Origin of the sequence: Streptomyces lunaelactis (assembly GCF_003054555.1) — a bacterium.
Lineage (GTDB): Bacteria > Actinomycetota > Actinomycetes > Streptomycetales > Streptomycetaceae > Streptomyces > Streptomyces lunaelactis.
On the sequence record NZ_CP026304.1, the window covers coordinates 4,400,161 to 4,421,238 of the forward strand.

Here is a 21,078-nt window from a genome sequence, read left to right on the forward strand (position 1 = left end):
CCCGACCGGTATCGCAATGTGCAGGTATGGGCGCCAGACGTGATCCGCGTCACTTCTTGCTGTCCAGTACCGCCTGCATCACGTCCTTGGCGATGGGGGCCGCGAGGCCGCCGCCGCTGATGTCGTCGCGCTTGGCCTCGCTGTCCTCGACCACGACCGCGACGGCGACAGTAGATCCGTCGGCGGCCTTCGCGTACGAGATGAACCAGGCGTACGGGTTCTTGCTGTTGTTCTCGCCGTGCTGGGCGGTGCCCGTCTTGCCGCCGACGGTCACGTCATCGATCTTGGCGTTGCCGCCGGTGCCGTTCTCGACGACGTTCTCCATCATCTGCTGGAGGAGCTGCGCGTTCTTCTGGGAGAGCGGGCGGCTCATCTCCTGCGGCTCGGTCTTCTCGATGACGTCGAGGTTGGGCGCTTCCAGCTGGTCGATCATGTACGGCTTCATCAGCTTGCCGTCGTTGGCGATCGCCGCGGTGACCATGGCCATCTGGAGGGGGGTGGTGGCGGTGTTGAACTGTCCGATGGAGGAGAGGGAGTTCTGGGGGCGGTCCATCGCCTTGTCGTAGACGGAGGCGGCCGCGCGTACCGGGATGTCGATCTCCGGGTTGTTGAATCCGAACTTCTGCGCCGTCTCCACCATCTTGTCGCGGGTGACCTTGTCGCCGAGGTTGGCGAAGACGGAGTTGCAGGAGACCTTGAGCGCCTGGTTGAGGCTGGCGTTCTTGCAGCCGTTGGCGTGGTTGACCATCGGAACACGGGTGGTGGGCAGGAGGAACGGCTCAGGGGTGTCGGTGGCCGCGTCGATGTCGTCGACGACGCCGTGCTCCAGGGCCGCGGCCGCGGTGACCACCTTGAAGGTGGAGCCGGGCGGGTAGACCTCGCGCAGTGCGCGGTTGAGCTTCGGCTTGTCCTTGTCGCGCTCCAGCGCCAGCCACGCCTTCTCGTCCTTGCCGGAGTAGCCGGCGAAGGTGGCGGGGTCGTACGAGGGTGTGGAGGCCAGCGCGAGGATCTTGCCCGTCTTGGGGTCGATCGCGGCGACGGCGCCCTTCTTGTTGCCGAGGCCGTCGTAGGCGGCCTTCTGGGCGGCTCCGTTGAGGGTGGTGACGACGTTGCCGCCCTTCTTCTTGTCGCCGGTGAACATCGCCATCGTGCGGTCGAAGAAGAGCTGGTCGCTGTTGCCGGTGAGGATGCCGTCCTCGATCTTCTCGATCTGGTTGGCGTCGTAGGCCTGCGAGGCGTATCCGGTCACCGGGGCCCACATGGGGCCGTTGACGTAGGTGCGCTTGTACTTGAAGTACTCGTCGTTCGAGTCGACTGAGCCGGTGATGGGCTTGCCGTCGACGATGATGTTGCCGCGCTCGCTGGCGTACCGCTCGATCTGGATCCGTTTGTTCTTGGAGTTCGTGTTCAGGTCTTCGGCCTGGACGTACTGGAGCCAGTTGGTGCGCACCATCAGGGCGAGGACGAGCAGGCCGCAGAAGATGGCGATCCGGCGCAGGGGCTTGTTCACGGTCGGACCACCTGGGTCATCTCGGCGTCGGGGGACGGGGCGGGAGCCGGCGCGGGACGGCGCGCGGTGTCGCTGATACGGATGAGGATCCCGATCAGAGCCCAGTTGGCGATCACGGAAGAACCGCCGGCCGCGACGAACGGCATCGTCATACCGGTCAGCGGGATGAGGCCCATCACACCGCCGGCGACGACGAAGACCTGGATGGCGAAGGCTCCGGAGAGGCCGATCGCGAGGAGCTTGCCGAAGGGGTCGCGGGCGGCGAGGGCGGTGCGTACACCGCGCTCCACGATCAGACCGTAGATCAGCAGGAACGCCATCATCCCGGCCAGGCCCAGCTCTTCGCCAACCGTGGAGAGGATGAAGTCGGCGTTGGCGGCGAAGCCGATGAGGTCGGAGTTGCCCTGGCCCAGTCCGGTGCCGAGGGTGCCGCCGGAGCCGAAGGACATGATCGCGTTGGAGATCTGCTCGCAGGCACCGCTCGTGTCGGTCGAGTAGCAGGCGAACGGGTCGAGCCAGGCGTTGACGCGGGACTGGACGTGGGGTTCGAAGGTGGCCACGCCGACCGCTCCGGCCGCGGACATCAGCAGGCCGAAGACGATCCAGCTGGTGCGTTCCGTGGCGACGTACAGCATGATCACGAAGAGGCCGAAGAACAGCAGCGAGGTGCCGAGGTCCGTCTCGAAGACGAGGATCAGGATCGAGATGGCCCAGACGACCAGAATCGGTCCGAGGTCACGGCCCCGTGGCAGATACAGGCCCATGAAGCGGCGGCTGGCGAGCGCCAGGGCATCGCGCTTCACCATCAGGTAGCCGGAGAAGAAGACCGCGATGATGATCTTCGCGAACTCTCCGGGCTGGATGGAGAAGGGGCCGAGGCTGATCCAGATCTTCGCGCCGTTCACCGAGGGGAAGAACATGGGCAGGATCAGCAGGAGCAGCGCCACCGCCATGGAGATGTACGTGTAGCGCTGCAGGATGCGGTGGTCTTTGAGGATGAGCAGCACGGCGACGAAGAGAGCGATGCCGATCGCGGAGTACAGCAGCTGCTTGGGGGCGTCGGGGCTGAAGGCGCCGAACAGGGTCTCGGCGCGCGCGATGAGGCGCGGAGACTGGTCGAGCCGCCAGACCAGAACCAGCCCGAGACCGTTCAGCAGCGTCGCCAGGGGCAGCAGCAGCGGGTCGGCGTACTTGGCGAACTTCCGCACCACAAGGTGGGCCACGCCCGCGAGGAGGCCGAGGCCGAGCCCGTAACCGAGTACTCCGGTGGGCAGCTCGCCGTCCATGGCGAGGCCCACATTGATGTACGCGAACACCGGGATGGCAACGGCGAACGCGAGCAGCATCAGCTCGGTGTTGCGGCGGCTCGGTGCTTCGATCGCGCCGATCGTGGTGGTGTTGGTGACAACGCTCATGGTGAAGGAGGCCCCCTACGGCCGACTACTGCTTACCGCAGTTCGAGGCCAGCTTCTGCTCCTCCTCCGAGAGGGTGGGGCCCGGAGTGGGAGTAGGTGCGTTCGGCTTGGTCTGTGCGTTCTGGGTGGTGGGCTTGCCGGTGGTGCCGCCGGCCTCGCCCTCGCCGGGCGGCGGCGTGCTCGCGCGGTCGGCGGCATCGCGGCGCTGCTCGTCCTTCTTGCAGGCGGCGGCCTGGTCGGCGAGCTCCTGGATCTTCGTGCGCGCCTTGTCGAGGCCGTCCTCGGTGATCGTCGCCTCGACCTGCTTGCGCTGGTAGGGCGGGAGGTACTTGAGTTCGATCTCGGGGTGGTCCTTCTGGACCTTCGAGAGCGAGACCCAGGCCAGGTCCTGGCTGATGCCCTGGTAGAGGGCCACGTGCTCGTTGTTGGAGCCGACGAAGTACTGGGTCTGGGTCCAGCGGTAGCCGCCGTACAGACCGCCGCCGACGACCGCCAGGGCGAGCACGATGTAGAAGGATCTCTTCAGCCACCTGCGGCCGCCGCGCGGCTTGATGAAGTCCTCGTCGCTGTACGCGCCGAAGCTGCCCTCCGGCGGCATTCCGCCGTACCCCATGTCGTCGCCGCTTCCGGGCGGGCCGAAGCCGCCGGAGTGCTGCGGCGGTACGGGGCGGCCGAGGCCGGCCGCGCGCCCCGCCGGGGTCTGCATGGCGCCGCCGTCGTTCAGCTGGAGCTGGTTCTCGGCGACCGCGCCGACCACGACCGGGGTGTCGTTGAGCTGGGCGGCCAGGGTGTCGTTGGAGTCGGTGTCGAGGACGTCGGCGACGATGCAGGTGATGTTGTCGGGGCCGCCGCCGCGCAGCGCGAGCTGGATCAGCGCCTGCACGGTCTCCTGCGGGCCCTGGTAGTCGGCGAGGGTGTCCTCCATCGTCTGATGGGAGACGACGCCGGACAGTCCGTCGGAGCAGATCAGATACCGGTCGCCGGCGCGGACCTCGCGGATGGAGAGGTCGGGCTCGACATGTTCGCCGCTGCCCAGCGCGCGCATCAGCAGGGAGCGCTGCGGGTGGGTGGTGGCTTCCTCTTCGGTGATCCGGCCCTCGTCGACCAGCCGCTGCACCCACGTGTGGTCCTGGGTGATCTGGGTCAGGACGCCGTCGCGGAGCAGATAGGCGCGGGAGTCACCGACGTGTACGAGGCCGAGCCGCTGGCCGGTCCAGAGCAACGCGGTGAGCGTGGTGCCCATGCCCTCGAGCTGAGGGTCCTCCTCGACCATCAGGCGCAACTGGTCGTTGGCGCGCTGCACGGCCGTGCCGAGCGAGGTGAGGATGTCCGAGCCGGGTACGTCGTCGTCGAGCGTGACGAGCGTGGAGATGACTTCCGACGAGGCGACCTCACCGGCGGCCTGACCACCCATGCCGTCGGCGATGGCCAGAAGGCGGGGGCCGGCGTAGCCGGAGTCCTCGTTGCCCTCCCGGATCATGCCCTTGTGCGACCCGGCGGCGAAGCGCAGAGACAGACTCATGCGCACCTCGCCCGTCGGCTCGGGGTACAGCCGCTCTCGAGCCACACTGCCCACCCTCCGGTCGGGAGCCCGTCCCGGTCCGCTGTCAGGACCGGTGCGGCTCGCTCGCTCCGCTCGCTCATTGTCGTACTACTTCCGCAGCTCGATGACGGTCTTGCCGATGCGGATCGGCGCGCCCAGCGGAATCGGTGTCGGGGTGGTGAGTCGGGTCCGGTCGAGATATGTGCCGTTGGTGGACCCGAGATCCTCGACGATCCACTGGCCGTCACGGTCCGGGTAGATCCTGGCATGCCTGCTGGACGCATAGTCGTCGTCCAGCACGATCGTTGAGTCGTGCGCGCGGCCCAGCGTGATGGTCTGGCCCTGCAGCGCCACCGTGGTGCCGGTGAGGGTGCCTTCGGACACGACCAGTTTGGTGGGCGCACCACGGCGCTGGCGGCCGCTGCCGGCGGTCTGCTGGCGCTGCTGCGGTGGCGCGGCACTCTGGCGCGCCTGCTGGGCACGCGCGTCGGCATTGCGGCGTGAGCCGCGTTGCGTGACGCGCGTACCGAACAGGTCGCTGCGGATGACCTGGACGGCCACAATCACGAACAGCCACAGAACGGCCAGGAAACCTAGCCGCATGACCGTCAGGGTCAGCTCTGACATTGCCCCCGCTTCACCCTTCGGCTTGCCGGTAAACGATGGTGGTGTTGCCCACGACGATCCGCGAGCCGTCGCGGAGCGTAGCGCGGGTGGTGTGCTGCCCGTCTACCACGATGCCGTTGGTAGACCCGAGATCCTGGATCGTCGAGGGCGTTCCGGTCCGGATCTCACAGTGCCGGCGCGATACGCCGGGGTCGTCGATCCGCACATCGGCGTCGGTGCTGCGACCCAGCACCAGCGTCGGGCGGGAGATCTGATGGCGTGTGCCGTTGATCTCGATCCAGCGTCGTACTTGGGTGCTCGGCATCGGTCCTGGACCGGGTGCCGGGCGTCGGTCCGCGACGGGCGCGGGGCGGCCGCCGCCCGGAGGCGGCGCGGCCGGCATGGGAGGTGCTGCGGCGGGCGGATAGCCGTAGCCACCGCGGGCGCCGACCTGGGGGGCGGCGGGACCGGGGGCTGCGGGTGCCCGCTCCGGGGACTGTGACGCACTCGACGCGAGGGTGCGGCTGCGCACCCGGTACAGACCGGTGTCGAGGTCGTCCGCCTTCTCCAGGTGGACCTTGATGGGGCCCATGAAGGTGTACCGCTGCTGCTTCGCGTAGTCGCGTACCAGCCCGGACAGTTCGTCGCCGAGCTGTCCGGAGTACGGGCTCAGGCGCTCGAAGTCGGGCGCGCTGAGCTCGACGATGAAATCATTGGGGACGACCGTCCGCTCGCGATTCCAGATCGTCGCGTTGTTGTCGCACTCGCGCTGGAGAGCGCCGGCGATCTCGACGGGCTGGACCTCGGACTTGAACACCTTGGCGAAGGTGCCGTTGACCAGACCTTCGAGTCGCTGCTCGAACTTCTTCAGGACTCCCATGAGGCACCTCCTCCGTCGTTGTCGTCCTGGTACTGCCTACTGATCGTATCCACGCGTCGGGAAATCGGCTGGTTCCCCTTGTCTGCCCCGTCGATGAGTGTCACCTCTCACACGGATCGTAGAGGCGGCCTCCTGACAGTGTCCCGCACTCGGGGTGTACCCAAGAGGAGTGGGGGGCGGCCGCCCTCCGTTCCCTGTTCGCCGACCGGGTCCGCCAAACAAACGGATGTGAATCCGCCCTGTGCAGCGTGCTAATCTTCCGGATGTCGCCAGGCGATCGCACACACCAGTGAGAGAGCCAAGCAGACCACTCTTGCGCGAGTGGCGGAACGGCAGACGCGCTGGCTTCAGGTGCCAGTGTCCTTAGGGACGTGGGGGTTCAAATCCCCCCTCGCGCACAAGACGGAAGCCCCGTAGGTCATCGGCCTACGGGGCTTCCGCGTTGTCCGGCGCACCTGCCCGTCGGCTGTGCGGTGTCTGTCGCCTGTCCCGCGGTCGCCGGAGTGTGGGATGTGCGACTGTGCGACGTTCGTCGCTCCGGGGCGCGACGAAAGTGGGCCGTGGGCGGCTGGGCGGGCCGCTTAGGGTGCGGGCGTGGATGTGTCATCGAAGATCCGGGCCGGATGGACGTGGCTGGCGGCGCCCGAATTGTGGCCGGGACGGCGGACCGCCGGCGAGGTGGTGCTCGCCCTTGTGCTGGGCATCATGGCGGCCGGGAGCGAGGAACTGCTGGGCGGCGAGGGGCCGCGGCTCGCGGTCGTTGGAATCGCCGCCGTGGTGCTGTCGCTGCTTCGGCGCCGCATGCCGGGGACCGTACTGGCGGTGACGGCGGCACTGACCCCGTTGCTGAGCGGGTTCGCTCCGCTGCTGATGCTCGTGGGGTGGTCGGCGGGGCGGCGGATTGTGGGCGCCGGGCGGGCGCTGGCCATGTTCTCTGTCGCGTTCGTACTCTTCGCCGGCGTCACTCTCCAGGACTCGTGGTCGCAGCAGGCACCGATGACCCGGTTGCTGCTCACCACTCTGTACTTCCTGGCGACAACCGTGGTGCCGGGCCTGGCGAGTAGGTACTGGACCCAGCGCCGGACCCTGCTGCATGCCCTGCAGGAGCGCAACGCCCAGCTGCTGTGGGAGCGCGAGTTGGTGGCCGGGCAGGCGCGGCTGCGTGAGCGGCAGCGGATAGCCCAGGACATGCACGACAGCCTCGGCCACCAGTTGGCGCTGATCTCCGTGCACACCGGGGCGCTGGAGGTGGATCCCGAGCTGACGCCGCGGCAGCGGGAGGCGGTCGGGGTGCTGCGGGGCGCTTCGGTGACCGCGATGCACGAACTGCGTGAGGTCGTCGGGATTCTGCGGGACGGCGTCGAGGCGCCCGCGCCGGTGGACGACTCGGGGCTGGTCGGGCGCGGGACGGCCGGGATCGTGGGGCTCGTCGAGTCGGCGCGTACGGCGGGGAACACGGTGGAGCTGCGGAGTGCGGGCGAGGAACGGCCGCTTGCCGCGGCGGCCGACCACGCGGCGTATCGAATCGTGCAGGAGGCGCTGACGAATGCGTACAAGCACGCACCGGGCGCTTCGATCAGTGTGGAGCTGAGGTACGAGCCGGACTCGTTCGTCGTCGAGATCGTCAGCGCGGCGGCGCCGGCGCCGGCGCCGGGTGAGGTGGTGAGCGGCGGGCAGGGGCTGACCGGGCTGCGCGAGCGGGCGCGGCTGGTCGGCGGCATGGTGCACGCGGGGCCCGCGGACGGCGGGGGCTTCCGGGTGGCGGGGGTGCTGCCGTACGGAGTTGTGGAGGCGGCGCCGTTCGTCGCCGCGGAGGACGACTTCCGCCAGCAGTCGCCGAAGGCTGCGACGGTGAACGGTCTTCCGCCCATGGACTGGACCGTTTCGGCGCGGGAACTGGCGGGCGGCAAGGAGAGGAGCAGGGCCGGCGGGATCGCGATGGGGTGCGGGATCGGCGTGGCGCTGGTGCTGGTGCTCGTGGTGGCGGGAGGCTTCGCGCTGGCCTTCCTGGTGGGGTCGATGAGCCAGGGGATGATCGACCCGGGTGAGTACGAGAGCGTCAAGATCGGCAGCGGCGAGGACGTAGTGCGCGACCGGTTGCCGAACGGGGACACGATCACGCTGATGGGGCTGGACGGTAAGGGCCCGAAGGAGCCGGAGGGTTCCGAGTGCCTGGTACTCATGTCCTCGGACGTGGGGGACAGCTTCGAGACCGAGCCGGTGTTCCGCTTCTGCTTCAAGGGCGGCAAGCTGATCGAGAAAAAGTCCTACGAGGTCAGCAGGTAGTGGGGTGGACGTGACGGGGTCGCCGGGCGCGGGAGCCGGGCCGGCGGGTGTGCCGGGGCCGACAGGAGTGCCGGGGCCGACAGGAGTGCCGGGATCTGCGGGTTTGCCGGCGGCGGGTGGGCGTGGGACGGCGATCAGGGTGCTGATCGCGGATGACGAGCCGCTGATCAGAGCCGGGATCCGGATGATCCTCACCTCGGACCGCGAGATCGAGGTCGTGGCGGAGGCGGCGAACGGGCGTGAGGCGGTAGACCTGGCACGTTCACACGGCGTCGATGTGGTGCTGCTCGACATCCAGATGCCGGTGATGGACGGGCTCACCGCCCTGGGGGAGCTGCGCAGGGCGACGCCGACGGCGCGGGTGATCGTACTGACGACCTTCGGCGAGCGGGAGAACGTACTGCGGGCGCTGGAGTACGGGGGTGCCGGGTTTCTGCTGAAGGACACGGCGCCCGCGGAGCTGATCCGGGCGGTCCGGGCGGCGGCCGCGGGGGATGCGTATCTCTCACCCGGAGCGACCCGGCATGTGGTGGACCAGTTGGCCTCGGGGCGCGTGGCGGCGCGGGGTGAGGAGGCGCGGGCGCGTGTGGCCGGCCTGAGCGGGCGGGAGCGTGAGGTGCTGGCGCTGCTCGGGGAGGGGCTGTCCAACGCGGACGCGGGGAGGCGGCTGCATATGAGCGAGGCCACGGTGAAGACGTATGTGAGCCGGATCCTGGCGAAGCTGGAGTGCGAGAACCGGGTGCAGGCGGCACTGCTGGCGCGTGACGCGGGGTTGTGAGGGTGGCGGGCCCGGTCCGAGGTCAGGGTTTGGGCCGGGGCTCGGACCGAGGTTGAGGCCGGGGCAGAGGCGGGGGCGGGCGCGAGCGGGGCCGGCGTGGGAGCCGAGGCGGGGCTGCGTGCGAGCGACGTTTCACGTGGAACATCCGCGTGCCTGTTTCACGTGAAACGCCCGCGGAGGCGTATCCCCCGCGAGCGTTCGTGTGCCGTGTGTGCGCTGTCTGGGGTCAGGCGGCGAAGCGCACGGCCAGGGCCTTGGCCTTCTCGGAGGCCTCGTCCAGCGACTTGGTCCGGGAGGCCTCGGCGAGCGGGATCAACTCCGCCATCTCGGGCCTGGAGTGGGCCAGCGTCAGCTCGGGAACGATGAAGTCGACCTCGGCACCGAGCATGCCGGTGAGCACCTTCTCCATGTAGTTCTGCACGAACTCGAAGTCCTCACGCGGAGTGCCGGGGGCGTATGAGCCGCCGCGGCTGGCGACAACGGTGACCGGGGTACCGGCCACCGGGCTGTCGGGAACGCCCGCGTTGTGACCGACGACGATCACCTGGTCCAGCCATGCCTTGAGGGTGGACGGGATCGTGAAGTTGTACATCGGCGCGCCGATCAGAACGGCGTCCGCCGCTTCGAGCTCGGCGGCGAGCTCGGCGCGCAGTGCGTCGTCGACGCCCGCGGATACGGCAGCGAAGTCCAGGTGGGGCAGGGGCTCGGCAGCGAGGTCGCGGTAGACGACCTTGCCCTCGGGGTGCTGCTCCTGCCAGGCCTGGACGAACGCGGCGGTGATGTCGCGGGAGGCCGAGCCCTGAGGGAAGACGGCGGAGTCGATGTGCAGCAGCGTGGCCATGAGGGTGCTCCAAGGGGGCAGTGGGTAACTGAGATTCCGTATGCACCTATGGATAGCATAGTTCCTTATCTTTCGTAAGTCCCTGGCGTTGGCCCAGTACTCTGGGGGCATGGCTGAACACAGCGAAGAGTCGTGCAAGAAGGTCGACGGGGGCATCTCGCGCGTCTTTGAGCTGTTCGGCAAGCGGTGGACCGGGCCGATCGTCTCCGTACTGATGCAGCGTGCGGTGCACTTCGCGGAGCTGCGGCGGGCCATCCCCGGTATCAGTGAGCGCATGCTGTCGGACCGGCTGACCGAGCTGGGGGCGGCGGGTCTGGTTGTGCGCGAGGTCGACGAAGGGCCGCCGCTGCGGGTCGCGTACCGGCTGACCGAGGCGGGGGCGGCGATGGAGCCCGCGCTCAAGGAGCTGGCGCTGTGGGCGGAGACCCACTTGGCGCAGAGCGACGAGGGCGGCTGCTGACTCTGGACGCGGTGGGTGGTCGTCCGGGCGCGGCCTGGGTGCCCGGATGAGTGATCCTCGCAGGCCGCGGAGTCGCTTCCACGTTATCCACAGGGGGAGACGACTGTCGGGCAGCGGCGGTACGGTCAATGACGGCTGATGTTGATGTTGTACGACGACGGGGGAGGCTGCGCGTCATGAGCGAGGCTGAGACGGTGATGCCGGTGCAGCGACCGGAGTCCGGTGGTGTCCGGACGGACGGGGCCGAGGTGGGCGGGACCGCCGTGGGCGGTGGCCGCATTCCGGTGGTGCCTGGCTTCGGGGCGCGGCGTGCGGCGGACGGGACGCCTGGCACATCGGATGCCGCGCGGTCGCCGAAGGAGGCGGGCAAGGCGCTGCGGGACCGGGTCCCGCGCTCCTCGCACGACTCGCTGGTGCTCGCCGTGGAGCGGCCAGGTGCCGTCGAGGCCGTCGAGGAGTCCAGCCAGGGCCGGGTGCCGGAGCTCGCTCCGATACGGGTGGGCCGGATGGCGGCCTCACCCTTCGCCTTTCTGCGCGGCTCGGCCGGGCTGATGGCCCACGACCTGGTGGGCACGCCCGTCACGGGGGTCGGCGCGCAGATCTGCGGTGACGCGCACGCGGCGAACTTCGGGCTGTACGGCGATGCGCGCGGCCGCCTTGTCATCGACCTGAACGACTTCGACGAGACCGTTGTCGGCCCGTGGGAGTGGGACGTCAAGCGGCTCGCGGTGTCCCTGGTGCTGGCGGGGCGGGGGGCGGGGGCGGACGAAACCGTCTGCCGGGCGGCCGCGTTCGACGCGGTGGGTGCGTACCGGCGCACGATGCGTCTGCTCGCGAAGCTGCCGTCGCTGGACGCGTGGAACGCCATCGCCGACGAGGAGCTCGTCTCCCACACGGACGCGCGCGATCTGCTGGGCACTCTGGAGCGGGTCTCGGAGAAGGCGCGTAACAACACGAGCGCGCGCTTCGCCGCCAAGGCGACCGAGGCTGTCTCCGGCAGCGGCTCCGCCGCCGACGGCCGGCGCTTTGTGGACGCCCCGCCGGTGCTGCGGCGGGTGCCGGACTCGGAGGCGGCGGCCGTCGCCGCCTCACTCGGTGAGTATCTGCGCACGGTGTCGGAGGACAGGCTGCCGCTGCTCGCGCGCTACACGATTCACGATGTGGCGTTCCGGGTGGTGGGGACCGGCAGCGTAGGGACCCGGTCGTATGTGGTGCTGCTGCTCGACCACCGGGGCGATGCGCTGGTGCTGCAGGTGAAGGAGGCGCGGGCCTCGGCGCTGCTGCCGTATCTGCCGGCCGCCGGGTTTCCGGTGGCGGATGTGGAGCACGAGGGGCGCCGTGTGGTGCTCGGCCAGAAGCGGATGCAGGTGGTCAGCGACATCCTGCTGGGCTGGACGACGGTGGACGGACGGCCGTTCCAGGTGCGGCAGTTCAGGAACCGCAAGGGCAGCGTGGACCCGGCGGCGCTCGCGCCCGACCAGGTCGACGACTACGGACGGATGACGGGCGCGCTGCTGGCCAGGGCGCACGCGCACAGCGCCGACCCGCGGCTGATCGCCGGTTACTGCGGCAAGAGCGAGGAGCTGGACGAGGCGGTGGCCGGCTTTGCCACGACCTACGCGGATCGTACAGAGGCGGACCACGAGGAGCTCGTAGCGGCGATCAAGAACGGGCGGATAGCCGCTGAGCTGGGGGTGTGACGGGGTGCTCCCCCGCGCCCGTAGGCTGGACGGGTGACCCAGGATGCGCCCGGGGGGCCGACGACCCGGAACGACGAAGAGCAGGACGCGCCGACGCGGCCCGAGGCCCGGCTGGACAAGGCCGTGCGCGCGGCCGAGCAGGCGCTGATCGAGTTCGAGATCGCGCTGGAGACGTTCCGGGTGGAGGTGGAGAACTTCTCCCGGCTGCACCACCAGAAGCTCGGCCCGATGTATGCGCGACTGGACGAGCTGGACGCGCAGATCGCGGAGGCCAGGGCCGCCGCCACCGGTGACCCGGAGGATCTGCGCAAGGCGCAGGAAGCGCGGGCCATGGTGATGCCGATGCCCGGCGTCGACGAGCTCTTCCACGAGTGGATGGACTCCGACGGCCTGTCCCCGGAGGCCGCCGCAATGCTCACCGACCAGCCCGTGCGGGCGCCGAAGCGGGTGCGGCCGAGCGAAGAGGCGCGCAAGCTCTACCGCGAGCTGGCTCGCAAGGCGCATCCGGATCTGGCCCAGGACGAGACGGAGCGGGCGCGGCGGGACGAGTTCATCACGCGGGTGAACGCCGCGTACGGGCTCGGTGACGTGGAGCGGCTGCGGGAGCTGGCCGAAGAGTGGTCGGCCGGGCCCGTACCTCCCGAGCAGCAGCTCAGCGAGAGCGAGGAGCTCTACGCCCGGCTCGAGTGGCTGTCGCAGCGCAAGGAGCTGCTGACCGCGGTGGCCAAGGAGCTGGAGGAGAGCGCTATCGGAGCGATGCTGCGGATGGCTCCCGAGGACCCGGACCGGCTGCTGGAGGAGATCGCCGAGCAGCTGCTGGCGCAGGTCGCCGAGCGCGAGGCGGAACTGTCCGGCCTGGTGCAGTAGGTTTTCTGAGGTTCCTCCAGAGACCGGGGAGCCCTGCCGCGCACGTACGAGAGAAGGCATGACCCATGAATTTCGTCCCGCTGCCCTCGGTGGACGCCGCGGCGGTACCGTCCGACGGCCTGGTGCTGGACGTCCGGGAGGACGACGAGTGGGCGGCCGGGCATGTCGAGGGCGCGCTGCACATTCCGATGAGCGACTTCGTGGCGCGCTTCGGCGAGGTGACCGAAGGGCTGGCCGACGGGCGCCGGGCCTTTGTGATGTGCCGGGTCGGTGGCCGCTCCGCGCAGGTCACCCAGTATCTGGTGCAGCAGGGCATCGACGCCGTGAATATCGAGGGCGGCATGCTCGCCTGGGACGGCGCCGGGCGCCCGATGGTGACCGACAACGGCAGCCCGGCCTCCGTCCTGTGAGCTGCTAGGCCGGGCTCAACCGAGGGGGTGGGCGGCCAGCAGGTCGCCCAGGGCCTCCTCATGGGCCGCGGCCGGGCCGAGAGAGAGCTCGAGCTGCTTGGCCCACGCGTGGTAGCGGTGCAGCGGGTAGTCGGTGTCCGCGCCGAAGCCGCCGTGCAGATGCTGCGCGGTCTGGACGACCCGGCGTACGCCTTCCGAGGCCCAGATCTTCGCCACCGCGACATCGCCGGAGACGGGCAAAGGTCCGCCGACTCCCGCGCTGCTGTGTGAGGGGGCCAGCCGCCAGGCCGCCTGCCAGAGGGTCGCTTCCATGGCGCGCAGATCGATGTAGCGGTCGGCTGCCTGAACGGCGACGGCCTGGAAGGTCGCGACAGGGAAGCCGAACTGCTCGCGTTTGCCGGTGTATTCACTCGTCATGGAGAGCACGCCCTCGCCGAGCCCGAGCGCGAGTGCGCAGGTCCCGGTGGCGAGGAGCTGGCGCAGCCACTCCCAGGCGCCCTCGGCGTCGATGAGTTCGCGAGCGTCGATCCGTACGGACTCAAGGCTGACCTCGGCGAAGCGTTCGCCGCTGGTGGAGATCTGCTCGGCGAGAGCGAGACCTTCCTGATCCCGGGGGACGAGGGCGATCACGGCGCGGCCCTCATCGGTGTGTGCCGGCACGGCGATACGGTCCGCGGACTGGGCCCAGGGCACGCCCGTCTGCACCCCGTCGAGCACCCAGCCGGCCACGGCCCCTGTCCCGGCCCCTGTCCCGGAATCGACGCCGGAGCCGGAGCCGTCATCCCGGCGGGCGGTGACGGCCAGCTCGGCGGGGTCATGGCCGGTGCGGCCGTTGGCCCCGACGGTGAGCACCAGCTCGCCGCGGCCGACGCGGGGGAGGATCTCGTCCCCCAATTCAGCGCTGCCGTACCGCTCTACGGCCATGGCGACCGCGCTCGTCTCCAGCAGGGGGACTCGTGCGAGGACCTTCGCGGACTCGCGCAGGACAAGGCAGAGCGCGATGGGGTCGAGACCTGCCCCGCCGTGTTCCGGTGCGAGGACCAGACTCAGCAGATCGGCGTCCGCGAGCTTGGCCCACAGCGGCCGGTCGAACTCCTCGGCCACCGCGCCCGGTGTGAGCGCGGGGCTCGGCACTCCGTCGGGGGCGACGCCCGAGAAGACCGCCTTCGCCGCCTCTACGGCCGCCTGCTGTTCCTCGGTGAAGGTGAAGTCCACTGCCCTGTCCTCCCGCGCACCGGTCCTGCCTGGATCCGCGCAGAATCCCTATCTGACGGACCGTCAAGATAGAACAGGTTCTTGGAAAAGAACACAGCGTGGACCGAGGCGCGTCGGCCGTCGGCCGTCGTCACCGGTGGACGTCGCGGGTGTCGTGGTGTCAGCGGTCGAAGTCCAACTCCACTTCCGGGGTGGCCGGATGGGACTGACAGGCGAGCACATAGCCCGCATCGGTCTCCTCCGGCTCCAGCGCGAAGTTCCGGTCCATGCGGACCTCGCCCGAGACCAGGAAGGCTCTGCAGGTGCCACAGACTCCGCCCTTGCACGCGTACGGCGCGTCCGAGCGGCTCCGCAGCACCGTCTCCAGCAGCGATTCCCCTTCCTGCACCGGCCACTTGCCGGACCTGCCGTCGAGGGTCGCGGTGAGTGCGGCGTGGGCCGGCGCGGCTACCGGCGCCGGGGAGGGTGCCGTTCCGTCGTCGACATGGAAGATCTCCTGGTGGATACGGCTCCGGTCAACCCCCAGCCCGCGCAGCGCGCGCTCGGCGCCCTGGACCAGGCCGAAGGGGCCGCACAGGAACCAGCCGTCCACATCCGCCACCGGAAGCAGGGCGGGCAGCAGTGCCGTCAGCCGCTCCTTGTCCAGCCGTCCGGACGGCAGACCCGACTGCTGCTCCTCCCGGGAGAGCACGGTGACCAGCTGAAAGCGGTCAGGGAAGCGGTCCTTGAGGTCGGCGACCTCGTCCAGGAACATCGTGGAGGCCGCGGTGCGGTCGCTGCGCATCAGACAGAACCGGGCCTCAGGCTCACGCGCCAGCAGCGTCGCCGCCATCGACAGCACCGGGGTGATACCGCTGCCGCCGACCACCGCCGCGAAATATCCGGGACGCGGCGCGAGGAGGAACCGGCCCATCGGGGGCATCACCTCGACGGTGTCGCCGACGGTGAGCTCCTTGAGCGCGTACGTCGAGAACTCGCCGCCGTCGACCAGCCGGATGCCCACGCGCAGTACCGGATCACCGTCGGCTGCGGCGGCCGGGGCACAGATCGAGTACGTACGGCGGATCTCCTCGCCCTGTACGAGCCTGCGCAGGGCCAGATGCTGGCCGGGCGTGTGGCGGAAGGTCTCCCGCAGCTCGGGCGGCACTTGGAAGGTGACGGCAACCGAGTCGTCCGTGAGCTGTTCGACCTCGCTGATCCGGAGCGGATGGAACATCTACAACTCCTTGAAGTGGTCGAACGGTTCACGGCAGGCGACGCAGCGGCGCAGTGCCTTGCACGCGGTGGAGGAGAACCTGCTCAGCAGCTCGGTGTCGGTCGAGCCGCACTGCGGGCAGCGCACGGAGAGCGTGAGCAGTACCGGTCCGTCCGCCGCGTGAGGGCGGGGCGGCGCTATCCCGAACTCGGCGAGCTTGCGACGCCCTTCCGCGCTGATGTCGTCCGTCGACCAGGCCGGGGACAGCACCTTGACGACCGAGACGTCCGGTATCCCGTGGTCGTGGAGCACCTGCTCGATGTCCGAGGTCATGGCCTCGATCGCCGGGCAGCCGGTGTAGGTGGGGGTCAGCTCGACCTCGACCCTGCCGGGCCCGAGGAGCTGCACGCCGCGGAGCACACCGAGCTCCTCCAGGGTCAGCACCGGCAGCTCCGGGTCGGGCACGGAGCCGGCGAGCCTGCGCAGCTCCGCCTCGAGCCGCGTCTCGGCCCCGGTCCGGGCAGCAGCCCCGGTCCCGGCGTCGGTCCGGGTGCCGGCCCCCGCTTCGACAACGGGCGGCTGGGTCACGTCGGTCACCATGACGCCCCCGGGTGACTGCGGTGCAGATGCTGCATCTCGGCGAGCATCCGCCCGAAGGACTCGGTGTGCAGACCTTGCCGCCCGGCCCCCGCCGCCCATCCGCCGGACCGTGGCCCGTCGGGCACGGTCAGCGTCGCCCGCTCCAGGACTGCGGTTACCGACTCCAGCCAACTGCTCTGCAGCGCCTGCGAGTCGATGTCCAGCCCTTCGACCGGCTGGAACATCTCGCCGGTGAACCGCCACAGCGCATCGCACGCCCGCTGCATCCGCTCATGGCTCTCGGCCGTGCCGTCGCCCAGGCGCTCGGTCCACTGCTCGGCGTGGTCCTGGTGGTACGCGACCTCCTTGACCGCCTTCGCCGCGAGCCCGGCGAACTCACTTTCCCCGGCAGCCAGTCGGCCGTACAGCAGTCGCTGATAGACGGAGAAGTAGAGCTGGCGGGCGATGGTGTGCGCGAAGTCGCCGTTCGGCTGCTCGACCAGCTGGAGATTGCGGAAGGCCCGCTCCTCGCGCAGATACGCCAGCTCGTCCTCGTCACCGACGAGGGAGAGAAGCACCCGCGCCTGGCCCAGAAGGTCCAGCGCGATATTGGCGAGGGCGACCTCCTCCTCCAGCACGGGCGCATAACCCGCCCACTCCCCCAGCCGGTGCGAGAGCACCAGGGCGTCGTCGCCGAGGGCGAGTGCGGCGGCATTCACCGTGGTCGTCACAGGTGCTTCACTCCTTCCGGGATCTCGTAGAAGGTCGGGTGGCGGTAGGGCTTGTCGCCGGCCGGCTCGAAGAACGAGTCCTTCTCGTCGGGCGAGGACGCGGTGATCGCCGTGGACGGCACCACCCAGATCGAGACGCCTTCGTTCCGCCGGGTGTAGAGATCGCGGGCATTGCGCAGGGCCATCTGCGCGTCGGGGGCGTGCAGACTTCCCGCGTGGGTGTGGGACAGCCCGCGGCGCGAGCGCACGAAGACCTCCCACAGCGGCCAGTCGGTCGAGCTGCTCATGCCGTCGCCTCCCCGGGCTTCACGTGCTGCGCTTGGTGCTTGGTGGCATACGCCGCGGCCGCGTCACGGACCCAGGCGCCCTCTTCGTGCGCCTGGCGGCGCTGGCTTATCCGCTGTTCGTTGCAGGGGCCGTTTCCCTTGAGGACTTCCTGGAACTCGGCCCAGTCGATCGCGCCGAAGTCGTGGTGACCCCGCTCCTCGTTCCACCGCAGGTCGGAGTCCGGGAGGGTGAGCCCGAGGGCTTCGGCCTGCGGGACGCAGATGTCCACGAAGCGCTGACGCAGCTCGTCGTTGGAGTGCCGCTTGATCTTCCAGGCCGTGGACTGCGCCGAGTGCGACGATTCGTCGTCCGGCGGGCCGAACATCATCAGCGACGGCCACCACCAGCGGTCCACCGCGTCCTGCGCCATCTCGTGCTGGGCGGACGTCCCACGGGAGAGGGCGAGCAGCAGCTCGTACCCCTGCCGCTGATGGAAGGACTCCTCCTTGCAGATCCGGACCATCGCGCGGGCGTACGGACCGTAGGAGCAGCGGCAGAGCGGCACCTGGTTGGTGATCGCGGCGCCGTCCACCAGCCAGCCGATCGCGCCGACATCGGCCCAGGTCAGGGTCGGATAGTTGAAGATCGAGGAGTACCTCTGACGGCCCGCGTGGAGCTTGTCGAGCAGCTCCTCGCGGCTCGTGCCCAGGGTTTCGGCGGCGCTGTACAGGTACAGCCCGTGGCCCGCCTCGTCCTGCACCTTGGCCATCAGGATCGCCTTGCGCCGCAGCGAGGGGGCTCGCGTGATCCAGTTCGCCTCCGGCTGCATGCCGATGATCTCGGAGTGGGCGTGCTGGGCCATCTGGCGAACCAGCGTCGCCCGGTAGGCGTCCGGCATCCAGTCGCGCGGCTCGATGCGCTCGTCGGCGGCAACGGCGGCGTCAAAAACCGCCTCGTACGCATCCGCAGTCACTGCCGTCATCCGAGCTCCCTACCGACCGATCGTTCGGTTCATTGACTTCAATGGTGAGTCGACGGCCCGTAGGGTGTCAACCCTGTGGATATCCGAGCTTGACCGAGGGGGATCGGGGCGGGATGGACTCCTACGAGGACGAGGACGTCAAACGCGCCGGGGGCACGAGCTCCGGGCCGCCGCCCGAGCACGCCCCTGGCCCCTCTGACCAGCCCGGATCCCCGCCCGATGCCCTGTCCGTGTCACAGCCCCCGGGCGAGGTACGGCCGCAGCCCGGGCCGGGACACCAGCGCGAGCCCGCCCCCACCGGTGGCATAGCGGCGCTCTCGCTCCCCTACCAGGTGGCCGCCGCCGTCTCGCTCGCGATCATCGGCGTACTCGCCTGTGTCCACCTGGCCATGGTCTTTCTGCACGTCGCCCCCTCCAACACCGTGACCAAGCACTACGGCAAAGCGGTCGACGGCTGGGTCTACCCCGAGTTCGAACAGAACTGGAAGCTCTTCGCCCCCAACCCGCTCCAGCAGAACGTCGCCGTGCAGGCGAGGGCCGAGGTCACCAGCCCCGACGGCGGCCGCAAGCGCACCGACTGGATCGACCTCACCGGCGAGGACGGCGAGGCGATCCGCGGCAATCTCCTCCCCAGCCATGTCCAGCAGAACGAGCTCCGCCGGGGCTGGGACTTCTACGTGAACTCCCACGACAACGAGAACCGCGCGAACGGCCTCCGCGGCCAGCTCTCCGAGAGCTACATCCGCCGCATCGTGATGCTGCGCCTCGAGGGGCACGACCTGGGCGGCCCGGTCGAGCGCATCCAGCTCAGGTCGTCCACCCGCTCGGTCAAGGCCCCGGAGTGGAGCGAGGAGAAGACCGACACCCGCCCGGCCTTCCGAGCGCTGCCGTGGTGGACGGTGACCACAGCGGATCTGCCCGGGCAAGTCCGTAACGGTCGTACGGAGGCCGGCAAGTGACCCAACCCGTCGAAGGCAAGGTCGCCCGCACCGTCCAGCGCTTCACCTCCAGGGCCCTCGGCCCGTACCAGAGCGCCGTCGTCCGGATCGGCTTCGCCGCCACCTGGCTGCTCTTCCTCCTGCGTGAACTGCCCAACCGCCATGAGATGTACGGGCCCGACGGCCCGTGGAGCTGGGACATGGGGCGGCGGCTCATCTCGGGCAATGACGCCTTCACCGCGCTCATGTGGTCGGACAACACTCTCTGGTTCGAGATCGTGTACGGCGCCGCCGTGCTGTCCAGCGTGCTGCTGATGCTCGGCTGGCGTACCCGCGCCATGTCCGTGATCTTCATGATCGGTGTGCTGTCGCTGCAGAATCGCTCCATCTTCATGGGTGACGGCGGCGACAACGTCATCCATCTGATGGCGATGTATCTGGTCCTCACGCGCTGCGCTCAGGTCTGGTCGCTGGACGCACGGCGCGCGGCGCGTGCGAACGCTGTGCCGGGAGTGCCGCCGCGCGACCGGGTCGGCCCCGCGCTGTGGCTGGTGCTGGGATGCGGCCTGGTCATCGCCACGTTCCTGAACCAGACCGGCTGGCTCGTCCTGCTGGTTGTCTGGCTGCTGTGGGTCGCGCAGGGCCTCTGGTGGATGGTGAGCCGGTACGCCCCGAACAGCGAGCCGCGCACCCTGCTCGACGTTCTCGCCAACCTCACGCACAACGCCGCCCTCGTCGTGATCATGGCCGAGGTCTGTCTGATCTACGCGACCGCCGGCTGGTACAAGATCCAGGGCTCGCGCTGGCAGGACGGCACCGCGCTCTACTACCCGCTCAAGCTCGACTACTTCACGCCCTGGCCGGCCCTCTCCGACCTCCTCGCCTCGGGCGGGTTGATGGTGATGGTGCTGACCTACGGCACGGTCATCGTGCAGGTCGCCTTCCCCTTCACACTCTTCAACCGGCGGGTCAAGAACGTCCTGCTGGTGGCGATGATGCTGGAGCACGCGGGCATCGCCGTGCTGCTCGGCCTGCCCTTCTTCTCGCTCGCGATGATCGCCGCCGACGCGGTGTTCCTGCCGACCGCGTTCCTGGTCTGGCTCGGCGGGCGGGCCGTGCGGGGTCGGGACCGGGTGCGCTCGAAGGCGGACGTGGTGCCGGAGCAGCGGCGGGGCAGCCAGGATCAGCCCCGTACGCTCGTCGGGTGAGCACCACCGAAGAATCGATTCAGTACGACGACGGCTACGGCGCGGACAAGGTCGGCGTAGGGCCGCATCCGGGGCCATGGCCGCAGGACGAGCGGTACGACCCCGAGCTGCTCGCGGAAGGCGACCGGCGCAATGTCGTCGACCAGTACCGGTACTGGACGCGTGAGGCGATCGTCGCCGACCTGGACACACGGCGGCACGGATTCCATGTGGCCGTGGAGAACTGGGGCCACGACTTCAACATCGGTTCGGTGGTGCGCACCGCCAATGCCTTCCTGGCGAAGGAGATCCACATCGTGGGCCGACGGCGCTGGAACCGGCGCGGGGCCATGGTCACCGACCGGTATCAGCATGTTCGGCACCACCCGGACACGGAGTCGCTGACTGCCTGGGCCGCGGCCGAGGATCTGCCGATCATCGGGATCGACAATCTGCCGGGTGCGGTGCCGCTGGAGCGCACGGAGCTGCCGCGCCGGTGCGTGCTGCTCTTCGGGCAGGAGGGGCCCGGACTGACGGAGGAGGCGCGCAAGCACGCGACGATGGTGTGCTCGATCGCGCAGTTCGGCTCGACGCGCTCGATCAACGCGGGCGCGGCGGCGGCGATCGCGATGCACGCGTGGGTGCAGCGGTACGCGGAGATCCCCTCCCCGTAGGGAAGGTGCGTCCC

At 69.6% G+C, this 21,078-nt stretch carries 21 protein-coding genes and 1 tRNA gene; 10 read left to right on the forward strand and 12 right to left on the reverse strand.

All coding sequences use genetic code 11. The annotated features are described in order from the left end of the window. Window positions 1-49: 49 nt before the first annotated feature. The 5 genes from SLUN_RS20195 to SLUN_RS20215 all read right to left on the reverse strand — a co-directional run bounded on the left by SLUN_RS20195 (window position 50) and on the right by SLUN_RS20215 (window position 5,954). Window positions 50-1,510, reverse strand: coding sequence for a peptidoglycan D,D-transpeptidase FtsI family protein (locus tag SLUN_RS20195; protein WP_108150303.1), 1,461 nt, complete (start codon window positions 1,508-1,510; stop codon window positions 50-52). Then, window positions 1,507-2,925 (reverse strand): FtsW/RodA/SpoVE family cell cycle protein, encoded by a 1,419-nt coding sequence (locus SLUN_RS20200; RefSeq protein ID WP_108150305.1) that lies wholly within the window; start codon window positions 2,923-2,925, stop codon window positions 1,507-1,509. Before SLUN_RS20200 ends, SLUN_RS20195 begins: the two co-directional genes overlap by 4 nt. A 25-nt stretch (window positions 2,926-2,950) precedes the next feature. Further along, complete coding sequence (locus SLUN_RS20205; RefSeq protein WP_108154846.1) at window positions 2,951-4,447, reverse strand: PP2C family protein-serine/threonine phosphatase; 1,497 nt, start codon at window positions 4,445-4,447, stop codon at window positions 2,951-2,953. Window positions 4,448-4,576: 129 nt separating this feature from the next. Next, window positions 4,577-5,095: an FHA domain-containing protein FhaB/FipA gene (locus SLUN_RS20210; protein WP_108150307.1), complete on the reverse strand. Its 519-nt coding sequence runs from the start codon at window positions 5,093-5,095 to the stop codon at window positions 4,577-4,579. Window positions 5,096-5,105: 10 nt separating this feature from the next. Beyond that, window positions 5,106-5,954, reverse strand: coding sequence for an FHA domain-containing protein (locus SLUN_RS20215; RefSeq protein ID WP_108150309.1), 849 nt, complete (start codon window positions 5,952-5,954; stop codon window positions 5,106-5,108). Between the two features lie 315 nt (window positions 5,955-6,269). Between SLUN_RS20215 and SLUN_RS20220 the strand changes: the two genes are divergently transcribed. From SLUN_RS20220 to SLUN_RS20230, 3 genes are all read left to right on the forward strand, one after another. Further along, a tRNA-Leu gene (locus SLUN_RS20220) sits at window positions 6,270-6,352 on the forward strand. A gap of 196 nt (window positions 6,353-6,548) precedes the next feature. Further along, window positions 6,549-8,240, forward strand: coding sequence for a sensor histidine kinase (locus tag SLUN_RS20225; RefSeq protein WP_257153763.1), 1,692 nt, complete (start codon window positions 6,549-6,551; stop codon window positions 8,238-8,240). Between the two features lie 142 nt (window positions 8,241-8,382). Then, window positions 8,383-9,018, forward strand: coding sequence for a response regulator transcription factor (locus SLUN_RS20230; protein WP_108154848.1), 636 nt, complete (start codon window positions 8,383-8,385; stop codon window positions 9,016-9,018). Window positions 9,019-9,244: 226 nt separating this feature from the next. Here the strand turns inward: SLUN_RS20230 and SLUN_RS20235 are convergent, their stop codons facing one another. Further along, window positions 9,245-9,859, reverse strand: a complete 615-nt coding sequence (locus SLUN_RS20235) for an FMN-dependent NADH-azoreductase (RefSeq protein WP_108150311.1) — start codon at window positions 9,857-9,859, stop codon at window positions 9,245-9,247. 109 nt (window positions 9,860-9,968) lie between these two features. Between SLUN_RS20235 and SLUN_RS20240 the strand changes: the two genes are divergently transcribed. The 4 genes from SLUN_RS20240 (at window position 9,969) to SLUN_RS20255 (ending at window position 13,296) form a co-directional block, all read left to right on the forward strand. Next, window positions 9,969-10,319: a winged helix-turn-helix transcriptional regulator gene (locus SLUN_RS20240; RefSeq protein ID WP_108150313.1), complete on the forward strand. Its 351-nt coding sequence runs from the start codon at window positions 9,969-9,971 to the stop codon at window positions 10,317-10,319. A 176-nt stretch (window positions 10,320-10,495) separates the two neighbouring features. After that, on the forward strand, window positions 10,496-12,019 hold the full coding sequence (locus SLUN_RS20245) for a DUF2252 domain-containing protein (protein WP_108150315.1): 1,524 nt from the start codon (window positions 10,496-10,498) through the stop codon (window positions 12,017-12,019). A 33-nt stretch (window positions 12,020-12,052) separates the two neighbouring features. After that, window positions 12,053-12,886 (forward strand): J domain-containing protein, encoded by an 834-nt coding sequence (locus SLUN_RS20250; protein ID WP_108150317.1) that lies wholly within the window; start codon window positions 12,053-12,055, stop codon window positions 12,884-12,886. 65 nt (window positions 12,887-12,951) lie between these two features. After that, window positions 12,952-13,296, forward strand: a complete 345-nt coding sequence (locus SLUN_RS20255) for a rhodanese-like domain-containing protein (protein WP_108150319.1) — start codon at window positions 12,952-12,954, stop codon at window positions 13,294-13,296. Between the two features lie 15 nt (window positions 13,297-13,311). On the opposite strand, the gene SLUN_RS20260 is transcribed toward SLUN_RS20255, so the two are convergent. From SLUN_RS20260 to paaA, 6 genes are all read right to left on the reverse strand, one after another. Beyond that, complete coding sequence (locus SLUN_RS20260; RefSeq protein ID WP_108150320.1) at window positions 13,312-14,511, reverse strand: acyl-CoA dehydrogenase family protein; 1,200 nt, start codon at window positions 14,509-14,511, stop codon at window positions 13,312-13,314. Window positions 14,512-14,671: 160 nt separating this feature from the next. Beyond that, entirely contained in the window at window positions 14,672-15,727 is a 1,056-nt protein-coding gene (locus SLUN_RS20265; protein WP_108150322.1) for a 2Fe-2S iron-sulfur cluster-binding protein, read from the reverse strand. Continuing rightward, window positions 15,728-16,306 carry a 1,2-phenylacetyl-CoA epoxidase subunit PaaD gene (gene paaD / locus SLUN_RS20270; RefSeq protein WP_108150324.1) on the reverse strand — a complete coding sequence of 193 codons (579 nt, stop codon included), beginning with the start codon at window positions 16,304-16,306 and terminating at the stop codon, window positions 15,728-15,730. Then, the gene (gene paaC / locus SLUN_RS20275) at window positions 16,300-17,016 is read right to left on the reverse strand and encodes a 1,2-phenylacetyl-CoA epoxidase subunit PaaC (protein WP_108150326.1); all 717 of its coding nucleotides are present in this window, start codon (window positions 17,014-17,016) and stop codon (window positions 16,300-16,302) included. The genes paaD and paaC overlap by 7 nt, the downstream gene beginning before the upstream one ends. Beyond that, complete coding sequence (gene paaB, locus SLUN_RS20280) at window positions 17,013-17,303, reverse strand: 1,2-phenylacetyl-CoA epoxidase subunit PaaB (protein WP_108150329.1); 291 nt, start codon at window positions 17,301-17,303, stop codon at window positions 17,013-17,015. The genes paaC and paaB overlap by 4 nt, the downstream gene beginning before the upstream one ends. Beyond that, window positions 17,300-18,265 carry a 1,2-phenylacetyl-CoA epoxidase subunit PaaA gene (paaA, locus tag SLUN_RS20285; protein ID WP_108150332.1) on the reverse strand — a complete coding sequence of 322 codons (966 nt, stop codon included), beginning with the start codon at window positions 18,263-18,265 and terminating at the stop codon, window positions 17,300-17,302. The genes paaB and paaA overlap by 4 nt, the downstream gene beginning before the upstream one ends. Before the next feature lie 113 nt (window positions 18,266-18,378). On the opposite strand from paaA, the gene SLUN_RS20290 reads away from it, so the two are divergent. The 3 genes from SLUN_RS20290 to SLUN_RS20300 are packed head-to-tail and all read left to right on the forward strand — an operon-like array spanning window position 18,379 to window position 21,064. Next, window positions 18,379-19,224 carry a DUF5819 family protein gene (locus tag SLUN_RS20290; protein WP_108150334.1) on the forward strand — a complete coding sequence of 282 codons (846 nt, stop codon included), beginning with the start codon at window positions 18,379-18,381 and terminating at the stop codon, window positions 19,222-19,224. Further along, window positions 19,221-20,411, forward strand: coding sequence for an HTTM domain-containing protein (locus tag SLUN_RS20295; protein ID WP_108150336.1), 1,191 nt, complete (start codon window positions 19,221-19,223; stop codon window positions 20,409-20,411). Before SLUN_RS20290 ends, SLUN_RS20295 begins: the two co-directional genes overlap by 4 nt. Next, the gene (locus SLUN_RS20300; protein ID WP_108150338.1) at window positions 20,408-21,064 is read left to right on the forward strand and encodes a TrmH family RNA methyltransferase; all 657 of its coding nucleotides are present in this window, start codon (window positions 20,408-20,410) and stop codon (window positions 21,062-21,064) included. The genes SLUN_RS20295 and SLUN_RS20300 overlap by 4 nt, the downstream gene beginning before the upstream one ends. Window positions 21,065-21,078 lie beyond the last annotated feature (14 nt).